The following is a 10,794-nucleotide window of genomic DNA, read 5'->3' on the forward strand; positions in this document are numbered from 1 at the left end:
TCGGCTCTGTCGGTGTGTTGCGCGGGATTAGCAGCTATTTGTCCCATTTTTGGTCAGTCTGACAGCTATTTATCCCTAAAAATCGTAAAAGTGTCATAAATGGATGCTGGATTGGTTTGGAATGGGATAAATGGTTACCGCTTCATGGATCTTCCGTGCTATTCGTCCGCGTTGTTATGATGGGCTTGTGCGTTTGGTGAGGTAGGAAGTCAATGGAGCCACATCGGCAGTGCCCTGCCTTGCTTTGCGCCCGAGGAAAGGTGTGGATCCATGAAGAAGATCATCAACAAGCCCGAGGATTATGTCAAGGAAACGCTGGAGGGGCTTTATATTGCCCATCCGGATCTGATCACGCACGTCGGCGATGATGTGCACTGCCTGGTGACCGCCAACAAGAAGCCGGGCAAGGTCGCTCTGGTCACGGGTGGTGGCTCCGGCCATCTGCCGCTCTTCCTGGGCTATGTGGGCAAGGGCATGCTCGACGGTTGCGGCGTGGGCGACGTGTTCCAGAGTCCCAGCCCCGACCAGATCCTCGCCATCACCAAGGAGGTCGACTCCGGCGCAGGCGTGCTCTACATCTACGGCAACTACACCGGCGACATCTTCAATTTCGACATGGCCGCCGAGCAGGCCGACTTCGAGGAAAACATCCATACCGAGACGCTGGTGGCGGCCGATGATGTGGCTTCCGGTCCAGCGGTCAAACCCGGCGAGAAGACCACCCGCCGCGGTGTTGCCGGCATCATCTTCATCTACAAATGCGCAGGCGCGGCGGCGGACGCCATGCTCGGCATCGATGAGGTCAAACGTGTGGCCCAGAAGGCCGCGGCCAATGTGCGTACGATGGGTGTGGCGCTCTCCTCGCTCACTGTGCCGCGCGTGGGCAAGCCGAGCTTTGAGATCGCCGACGACGAGATGGAGATCGGCATGGGCATCCACGGCGAGCCCGGCATCCGCCGTGGCAAGCTGGAGCCTGCGGACAAGATCGTGGAGGAGATGCTCGGCAAGATCGTCCCTGACCTGCCGTACGAACGTGGCGACGAGGTTGCGGTGATGGTCAATGGCCTGGGCTCCACTCCGCTCGACGAGCAATACATTGTCACCCGCGCCATCAACCAGTATCTCGGAGCCAAGGGCATCAACGTCTACCGTTACTATGTGGGCAACTACGCCACCGCCATCGACATGGCCGGTGTCTCCATCTCCCTGCTCAAGCTTGACGACGAACTCAAGAAGTACCTGGACGCGCCTGCCCGGACCCCGTTCTTCGTCCAGCAGTAGATCGGGAACGCGCATTGACGCGACCTGGAAATCTGCCTGGGTGGTTTGAGTGCGTGATCGACTTGTCGAAGGTGCGTAAGGGGATCTCGGAATAGGCGATGCCTCATGCGGTGTGTTTCGCCGAATGCATCGTGGTATGCCCGTTTCCTGTTCGGGCTTAGTGGCGTTGGCAGGTAAGCGCGGCATATGAAAATCGTGGAATAACAGTCGTGGAATAACAGTGAAAGAGGAACAATGACCAGTAGAGAATTAATCATCGAGTTTCTGCATCAGGCCAGCAACATCATGACCGAGCAGAAGGATTACCTCATCAAGATTGACGGTGTGGTGGGAGACAGCGATTTGGGGCTCACCATGTCGGATGGGTTTACCGCAGCGTATGAGTGCGCGCGAGATTCCGACGAGCCCGACCTCGGCAAACTGCTGTACGCCGCAGGTAAGACGATGAGCTCGAAGGTACCGTCGACCATGGGTACGCTCATGGCATCCGGCCTGATGCAGGCGGCCAAGGATCTGCGCGGCAAGACGGAGTTCGAAGATGCCGATTGGGGCACGCTGTTCGCATCCTATGAGGCCGGTGTGGTGCGCCTGGGCAAGGCCAAGCTTGGCGACAAGACCTTCCTCGACGGTTTTGACCCTGGTGTCAAGGCGTTGCAGACGGCGATTGCCGCTGGTGACTCGCTGCATGATGCTGCGGGCAAGGCGGCGAAGGCTGCAGACGAGGGGAGCAAGGCCACGGTCGGCATGCTGGCCAAGTTCGGCAAGGCCGCCGCCCACGGCGAGGCTTCGCGCGCCATCGAAGATCCAGGTGCCAAGGTGGCCTCGTTCGTTTTCAAGGCGTTCGCTCAAGCAGTGTAGTTCGGTAATCATTTATCCCGTTTCCGCAGGAGGGCGGTAATCATTTATCCCGGAAATCTCGGGGAATCGTCACAAATGGTTACTGCGATATGCGAAAATGGGATAAATGGTTACTGCGGTTGTGTGGGCTGGGTTGAGTTGACCCGCAGGTCACGATTTCACTAGTCTGGTAATGGCGGCCACGGCCTCGTCCATCTTTTCGTCGGCCACTGGGCCGCCCATGGCTGCCGCTCGCGTCACGCAACTGTTGAGGTGGTCTTCGAGCAGCAGCAGTGCCACCGATTTCAACGCGGAATTCGAAGCGGAGATCTGTGTGAGGATGTCGATGCAATAGGTGTCGGTCTCAATCATCTTGGTGATGGCGCGCACCTGCCCTTCGATGCGTCGCATGCGCGTCACCAATTTCTTTTTGTCACCCGCGTATCCGTAGTGTGTGTGGATGTTGCTTTCCTGAACTCCGCAATTTGTGGAACCGGCATTGCCCCCATTCCCGTTGGTATCGTTGCAACTGGCGTTTTTTTCGTTGTCGTTAGCGTTGTTGATTTTCTCATTGTTGTTACTATTGCAGCAGTTTCCGGCGTGGCCACTGTCTCCGTTGGTACCGCAGCTTGTATGGGGTGTGGCAGTTTTCTCTTGATGTGGTGTCGTGTCTGTTTGCCGTATTGTCATCGTTTCTCCTTTTGTCATGTGTGCTTTGTCTCCAGCTTCGATTGGCGGTTCCTCTATCGGTAAACATGCAATTAGTATACCCCTAGGGGGTATACTGTAACCGTAATCTGTAGCTGACAGCTAATGAAATACGGTTAATGAACTGAGGGTGCGTATGAACGGTATGTTTACGGCGGATGTTGCAGTGGTTGTTGTAGCGCTTGCGGTGACCGCATTTGTGGTCTGGTATTTCTTCGCACCACGCAAGGTAGCCGAGGCAACGCGTAGTGGGAATGTGCAAACCGCTCACATCGTGGTCAAGGGAGGTTATACGCCTCAGGTGGTCGAAGTGCATGCTGGTTCGCCGGTGCAGCTTCAATTCGATCGTCAGGAAGACGGCGAATGCTCGTCTCACGTCGTTTTCAGCGACCTTGGCATCGACCAGACGTTGCCTCCCTACCAAACCACGACCGTTAGCTTCACGCCTAAACGTGCGGGTGATTTGCCATACGCCTGCGGCATGAATATGCTCCATGGCATGGTCAAGGTGCTTCCGGCGCAATGACTTTGAGAAAGAATGCTGACACAAATGGTCAGATCGATGGCGGGGAATGAGCGCTTACGTCAGCGGTCGTAGAGAGCCTGACCCAAGTGGTTGGTTTGCCGTTTGGATTTGACCGTTTGGGTCGGGGAACGAAAGAGTCTGATTCAGACGGTTGGTTTTACCCCGGGAATTGACCGTTTGGGTCAGGGGATGAAAGAGGCAGGCGCGAATGTCTGTAGACAAAGGAAGAGAAGATATGACTGATGCCGCAAAAGTCGAGTCAGCTCACACCGACCACGATGCCGATGCCGGTTACGCTGCCGCTGCCAGTGCGGGTGCCGGCCCCGACCACGATGCCGATGATGACGACGCTGTGCGTAGGCGCGAGATAAGTACGCTTAAGCGCCGGCTCATCGTGGCTGCCGTGCTCACCATCCCGGTTTTCTTCTTTGCCATGTTCCATATGTGGCTCGGCTGGCTGCCAGCGGGGTTGGTCTCGTTCTTCACGAACCCATGGGTGCAGTTCGTTTTCATCACACCGGTCATGTTCTACGCGGGTTGGCCCATTCATCGCACTGGCTGGCTGGCACTTGTACATCGCAGCCCGGAGATGAACTCCTTGGTGGCGCTGGGTACGGCGGCATCATACGGCTACAGCGTAGTGGTCATGGCATTCCCGCAGATTCTTCCGCCAAGCGCTCGCGAGCCATATTTCGAGGCCGTCGGCACCATCATCACGTTGATGCTCGTAGGTCAGCTGCTCGAGGCCTACGCCCGTCTTGGCACAGGGGAGTCCATCAAGGCGCTGATTAAGTTGCGTCCAAAGACCGCTTGCGTGGTGCGGGACGGCAAAGAGCAGGAGATTCCTGCCGAACAGGTGGCTGTGGGAGACGTGGTGGTCATTCGCCCTGGTGAGCAGCTGCCGGTTGACGGCACAGTGATCCAGGGCAATTCAAGCATCGACGAGTCCATGATTACCGGTGAGTCCATGCCGGTCTCCAAGAAAGAAGGCAGCGAGGTCACCGGTGCCACCATCAATGGCAACGGCACGCTGCAATACCGCGCCACGAAGGTTGGCAGCGACACCATGCTGGCGCAGATCATCAAGTTGGTGCGCACGGCTCAGACTTCCAAGGCCCCGATCCAGAAGCTTGCAGACAAAATCGCCAGTTATTTTGTGCCGGCCGTCATCGTGATTGCGTTGTGGACGTTCGTGGTCTGGTGGCTGGTTGGCCCTGCTCCAAAAGGCCTGTACGCCCTAGTCTCCGCGGTCTCGGTGCTCGTCATCGCCTGCCCGTGCGCCTTGGGTATTGCCACGCCGCTTTCGGTCACCATTTCCACCGGCAAGGCGGCGCGCTACGGCGTACTGATACGCTCGGCTGAGGCGCTGGAAACCACGCGTAAGGTCGATACCGTGGTGCTTGACAAGACGGGCACCATCACCCGTGGCAAGCCTGAGCTTACGGATATTGCGTTGGTGAGTGCAACGGCCGGTGCAAATGGTTCAACACACAGTGCCGGTAATGCAGGTGACAGCATGCCTGAAACATCCCAAAATTCCGAGGACTCCACGGATTCTGAGGTCTCAGAAGGTTCCTCGTTGACACGTAATGCCGTGTTGCAGTTGGCTGCCGCCGTTGAGCGTGGTTCCGAGCATCCGTTGGCCCAAGCCGTGGTCGAGACGGCGAAGGCCGCAAAGTTGCGACTCCTCAAGGCGGAGAACTTCTCATCGACACCCGGTGGTGGTGTTGTGGCGAGTGTGGGTGGCCGCACCGTGGTTGTGGGCAATGTTGCATTGATGAAGGAGCAGGGAGTCCTCGGGTTTGTTGGCTCGCACTCGCATGATGTGCTGCCGGTTGATGTGTCCGTCGATGGAGCGCCTTCCCCCAATGGTCCGTCCAGCGTCGCCGATGCCTATGCCGCTGAGGGCAAGACGCCCGTGCTGGTGGCAATAGATGGCACCATAGCCGCCGTGCTCGCCATCGCCGATACCGTCAAGCCGGATTCCGCCAAAACGGTTGCCGCGCTTGAAGAGCGTGGACTCGACGTGGTCATGGTCACCGGGGACAACGAAACGACGGCGCAGGCCATGGCGGCCAAGGTCGGTATCACTCATGTGCTGGCGGGCGTGCGCCCGGAGCGTAAGGCCGCCGAAATCCAGCGTCTGCAGGCTGAGGGCCGCACTGTGGCAATGACGGGGGATGGCATCAACGATGCTCCGGCTTTGGCGCAGGCGGATGTAGGTTTCGCCATCGGCACAGGCACCGACGTGGCCATAGAGTCCAGCGATGTCACGTTGGTTTCCGGTTCCTTGACTGGCTTGGTCACTGCCGTGGATCTCTCACGCGCCGCCATGCGTAACATCAAGCAGAATCTCGGCTTTGCATTTGGCTACAATGCCATCGGCATTCCCATTGCCGCTGGCGTGCTGTATCCCTTCTTCCACGTCATGTTGAACCCGATGATAGCCGGAGCCGCCATGGCGTTCTCCTCGCTTTCGGTGGTCTTGAACGCCAACCGGCTGCGCAGTTTCGACCCGGCGACGGTCAAGCCGAAGCGCCTCAAATTCGAGCGGCATCATCGCACGGCCGCGGCCCCGCATGCAGCTCGGAATGCAGCAAGCGCTTCTGCTGATGAGGGTGTGCATCGCCCGGTAGAAACAAAAAATGAAGGGGATACGTCTCAAAACGGCTTCACCCAATATCAATCTGTTGGTTCGTCTTCCGGCGAACCGATGCATAACAAAACAGGAAACACCAACTCAACCGGTTCGGGTCAACAGCCCGACGTGAAAGGAACAACCATGGATATGAATATGAACAGCTCTGCAGACACCGTCAAAGATCCGGTCTGTGGCATGAGCATCGATCCGAACACCGCTTATTCTCATAAGGACTACAACGGTAAGACGTACTATTTCTGCAGTCAGAACTGCGCCAGCGCTTTCGCTGCCGATCCCACCAAGTACGCGGCTTAGGTTCGGTGCCACGGAGTACGTTACGCATGCTTTTGGCGGTAGCTGGGAACGGACAGCATCTTGAATCACATCTGATTGGTCCTCTTAGGTCTGACGGGGTATGGTCGAGATGCTGTTTAGCGTCTGTAGGCAGTTACCAGGTTCTTAATACCGTTCGTCAAATCATTGTATTGTGGCAAAAGGTTTGACGCTTATTTAATGTTCGCTTAGGTCGGTAGGAAGCATCCGTTCAGACGGTGTCTTCCACACCGTTGAATTCGTGAAACTAATCGATTAATCAGAGTAAATATAATAAAAATACAGTATATATTTTAGACAAATAAAAAAGAAGTAACTAGCTAAATGAATATTTATATGTGATTTCTATCACAATAATAGATGCTTAAAAGGAATATTTTCAATATCGACGAAAGAAAATCCGAAAAAATAAGACATATCATAAAAATATGATGGATTATATATGCAAATGAATTTCAATTTGTGAGTAAACCGTTCATTGAATCACGTTTTTGGCACTCAGGTGTGTCGTTTGATGTCTGAATGAAGCGGATCGGGAATTGGTTTTTGCCCAATAATTGGCTGAATAACTGGCTTAAACAAAGATGGGATGTCAGTTAACTACTTTTGGAATGTGATTTATGTATCTTCTGCTATGCTTAAAGCGTATCTGCTGTTCAACCGACAAATCGAAAGTAACGGAGGCGAATGCAAGGTTTGCGTGCGCGTTGTTCTTTGATATTGGCCAATTCAGTTGCAATGTGCGGCGGGCGTGTGTCTGTTTGCGCACTGTCATCCAATGAGGTTGTGGCAAAAGCTCTAGAGTAAAAGGAGAGATAATGCAGATTAAACATAATGTGTGGCGTGCTGCAACAGGATTGTTGCTGTCCGCTGCGACCTTGCTGGCAGGAGGAGCGCTTACGGCTGTCTCCGCCAATGCGGCTGTTGGCGATCAGACGCGTATCAATGTTGCAGGCAATGGCACGATCACTATTAAGAAGTCGCAGCAAGGTCGTACGTTCACTGCGCTTCGTTTGGCCCAATATGATCAGGCGGCTTCTGAAACGACGGCTAACGGAGAGAGAATTTCTGGTATCTCCCTCAAGGGACTTGATACAGCGACTGACCCCAATGCCACTGCCATCAATACTGCCATGGTGGGTGCTATCAATGCCGCAGGTGGCCCTGATTTAACAGGTACAGAGTATGCGAATAATCCTATGCAGTGGATTGCAGGCAATTGGCTCGGGTATCCGCATACGGATACGAGCGCCACACCAAATGGTGATTCGTCGTCAAACATCAGTACAGGGGTGGCTGGAGAACATGATGGACAGCCTTATTCCGGCAAGCTTCGTGATTTTGTTTCTAAACTGCAGTCTACTAACGCAGATTTCAAGAGTTGGCTGAATGCCACGGGGAATGTGTCGGCTACGGCGGATACTGCTGAGAATCCGAGTGATCCGGATACTCCTTATGACGCGTCGCTCACCGTACCGACTGGTATGTATATCGTGGTTGAGACCGGTGGTGATACGAATTTGGACAAGGTTCCTCGTTCCATCCCGATTTTGATTGGCAGCACTTTTGCTGGTTCCTCTGCTCCTGACAGGTTCTTGCCTGATGCAAACGATGTTGAGGCTCCTCAGCTTGGCACTGCCGATGTGAAGACGAATGATGGTAACCCTACTAAGGGGCCGGACATCAACAAGGGTGTAGCGCTTGATCCAAGTAACCCTAATGATACAGTCGGCCAAGTGGCGAACCCTACAATCGGCAATAACTATGAGTTCGTCATCACGGGTTCCGTGCCACAGATTTCAGGCTATAGCCGTTACACGTACGAAATTGCCGATACGCCTACGAATGCTTTGGATTTGGATACAAGTACGGATCCAAAAGTCACAGTGGACGGTACTACTACTCCTCAGACGGTGAAGGTATATAAGAACGCTACTAGTGATGCTGCTCCTGCGGCGAATACCATTAATGTGTATGAAACCGTGGAGGCAAGTGGGCACGTCAGTAAGATTCGGTTTGTCTTTGATATGATCGGTTCGCATTACACGTTCGGCAAGACAATCACGATTACGTACAAGATGAAGCTGACGAGCCTGACCGATGCGCATAACGGTGCACAGCTGACTCATAGCACTGACAGCGACCCAAGCTGTGTGCCTAGCGCGGCCAATCATAATTGCGGTGACATGCCGGCTCCTGAACATAAGGTCAGTTTCGTTCCTCAGAATGTTCACCTGTTCAACAAGAAGTCTGGTACCACTACTGCGTTGAAGGGTGCTGCGTTCACTGTTTATAAGGATGGGCAAGCGGTGAAATTCACTGCGGATGCGGACAAGCCTGGTGCTTATCGTGTTGCTGATTCCGCTGCTAGGGCTGATGTCACAGAGATTCCGACAGTAACCAGTGCGTCAACAGGTAGCAGCGTGGGCGTGGGCGAAGTCCTTCTGGAGGGGCTGGATGCCAGTACATATACGATTAAGCAGGTAAAAGGTGCTCAAGGCATGTTGGGTGGTTTCCTGCCCAAGTTCAGTATCACCATCACCGGTGAGAGTACTTCCAATCCGCCGTACTATAGCTTGAAGACTGATGTCTGGGGCCTTACCAAGGAGCACACCCCGCGTGTGAGCTCGAGTACTGGGGATACCACCAAGATGGATACCGCGATGATTGATGTGTTCAACGTCGATTCGATAAGTGCCTTGCCTATGACCGGTGGCGCAGGGGCGATTCTCGTCGCGGTTCTGGCCCTGCTCTGCGGCGGTGTGGCAGTGAGCATCACAGTGGTGCGTAAGCGCGCACGTCTGGCTCAGACCAAGTGACCTGTGAGAATGTGGTTTGCGTTCTCCGTGCATCCTGCGATGACAGTGCGCAAACTGCAGTGCGGGCTGCTGTGTGAGCCTGTAGCAGTAATGATATGAATAAGTGGTGTCTGGTGTCGGGTTCTGCCCGGCAGCGGGCACCACTATGTATATGCGTTGTATTTGAATGCGGAGGGTATCCGTGTTCAACTGAATCCATTGGAGGGTGTGCGGTGGCTGGAAAGTATGGGCATGAGGGCCACGAGCTGAAACGCGGCAACGATGAAGATGACGCGGTTGTTGACATCCTCCAGGGCACGGTTGACCCCGTGGACGCTCCTGGCTCTGCCGTGGTTGTAGACGGTGTGCCTGTCTTCCAGACGTTCACTGAGTTGATGCAGCCGCTGAACCAATGGAAGGCTGTCGCAGTCCAGGTTGTGGTCGAGGTCATTCGCGACGTATTCATTCTTTTGGCTATCGTCTTGGCGTTGTGGACACCGGTCATGCATGCCTACAATGCGCGTGCCGAGGCCATCCGCTCGGATGACGCTACTCATGAGATAGCTAAATGGCCCAGAGGAAAGACGGTCGCTGCCTACAATGCGGCTGTGGAATACAACAAGCGTATTGCCGCCTCCGGCCAGACCGCATTGGGTGAGGTTCCCGATCCGTTCTCAAATGGTGGCCCGACCCAGAAGACGACATCTCAGAAGGATGCCGAGTATCAGTCCTTGCTGAAGGGGCCACATGGGGTTATGGGCACTATCCGCATCCCAAAGATTTCGCTGAAGCTGCCGATTTATCATGGCACGTCCAAGGAAGTTCTGAATGATGGTTCGGGCCATCTCTATGGCACGAGTCTGCCTGTGGGCGGCAAGTCCACGAACACGGTGCTCACCGGTCATCGTGGCTTGCCGGATGCCTTGCTGTTCACCCGTATCGATGAGCTGAAGAAGGGTGATATCTTCTACGTGGATACGCTGGGGCGCACCATGGGCTACCGTGTGCAGTCCATCCACATCATCGAGCCCGAGGACGTGCACCTGTACAAAGTGGTGAAGGGCAAAGACCTGGTCACGTTGATGACCTGCACTCCCTACGGCGTGAACACCCAGCGTCTGGTCATCACGGCCAAACGTGGCAAAATTCCTCAGGAGATTCCAAAGTTCAATGGCAACCATGATGCCTTGCTCTATGCGTTGCTTGCGGCATCGGCAGTGCTGTTGGTGGGTATTGCGTTGCTGCTGCTTGGACGGTACAAATCGCTTATTCCGCCGCCCTGGCATAGTGATGGTGCTGTTTCCCGCAACCATTTCGGTGGCTCCGAGCATGGTGGTTGGTTCCTGGCGTAGTGCATGTCTGCTTGAAGATGGAGCTGGCATTCTGTTGCGCCATTCACGGTTTGCCAGTGCGTTGGTTGGTTCGTGGTCTGTAGCAAGACAATGTCGTTTAAATGCTGAATATGGTATGAACGATGAAGGAACGTCAAAATTTTAATTTGCATAAAACGTTTGAACTATCTTGGATTTTAGTTTGAATTGGTCTCAATTGGCTGAAATGTATTAAAAATTTGTTGCAAAACAATCGATAAAAGAGCCAATATTTATTAAGACAAGTGTATGGCGTGTTGCCTAAAAACACTGAAAATAGCATTTTCCTAACTATATTAT

General features: G+C 54.3%; 7 protein-coding genes. 6 read left to right on the plus strand and 1 reads right to left on the minus strand.

The features are described 5' to 3' along the window. The first annotated feature begins 270 nt into the window (after nt 1–270). Entirely contained in the window at nt 271–1,281 is a 1,011-nt protein-coding gene (locus tag ACSYSS_RS01770) for a dihydroxyacetone kinase subunit DhaK (RefSeq protein WP_491703800.1), read from the plus strand. Between the two features lie 234 nt (nt 1,282–1,515). Beyond that, complete coding sequence (locus ACSYSS_RS01775; RefSeq protein ID WP_491703801.1) at nt 1,516–2,139, plus strand: dihydroxyacetone kinase family protein; 624 nt, start codon at nt 1,516–1,518, stop codon at nt 2,137–2,139. 150 nt (nt 2,140–2,289) lie between these two features. Here ACSYSS_RS01775 and ACSYSS_RS01780 read toward each other — a convergent pair whose 3' ends face one another. Next, nucleotides 2,290–2,529 (minus strand): metal-sensitive transcriptional regulator, encoded by a 240-nt coding sequence (locus ACSYSS_RS01780; RefSeq protein WP_491704170.1) that lies wholly within the window; start codon nt 2,527–2,529, stop codon nt 2,290–2,292. Between the two features lie 433 nt (nt 2,530–2,962). Between ACSYSS_RS01780 and ACSYSS_RS01785 the strand changes: the two genes are divergently transcribed. The 4 genes from ACSYSS_RS01785 (at nt 2,963) to ACSYSS_RS01800 (ending at nt 10,476) form a co-directional block, all read left to right on the plus strand. Beyond that, on the plus strand, nt 2,963–3,352 hold the full coding sequence (locus ACSYSS_RS01785) for a cupredoxin domain-containing protein (RefSeq protein ID WP_491703802.1): 390 nt from the start codon (nt 2,963–2,965) through the stop codon (nt 3,350–3,352). A 235-nt stretch (nt 3,353–3,587) separates the two neighbouring features. Beyond that, nucleotides 3,588–6,308 (plus strand): HAD-IC family P-type ATPase, encoded by a 2,721-nt coding sequence (locus ACSYSS_RS01790; protein ID WP_491703803.1) that lies wholly within the window; start codon nt 3,588–3,590, stop codon nt 6,306–6,308. An 836-nt stretch (nt 6,309–7,144) separates the two neighbouring features. Continuing rightward, complete coding sequence (locus ACSYSS_RS01795) at nt 7,145–9,145, plus strand: isopeptide-forming domain-containing fimbrial protein (protein WP_491703804.1); 2,001 nt, start codon at nt 7,145–7,147, stop codon at nt 9,143–9,145. Nucleotides 9,146–9,357: 212 nt separating this feature from the next. Continuing rightward, nucleotides 9,358–10,476: a class C sortase gene (locus ACSYSS_RS01800; protein ID WP_491703805.1), complete on the plus strand. Its 1,119-nt coding sequence runs from the start codon at nt 9,358–9,360 to the stop codon at nt 10,474–10,476. Nucleotides 10,477–10,794 lie beyond the last annotated feature (318 nt).

The sequence above is a fragment of the Bifidobacterium sp. ESL1118 genome (genome assembly GCF_058505595.1).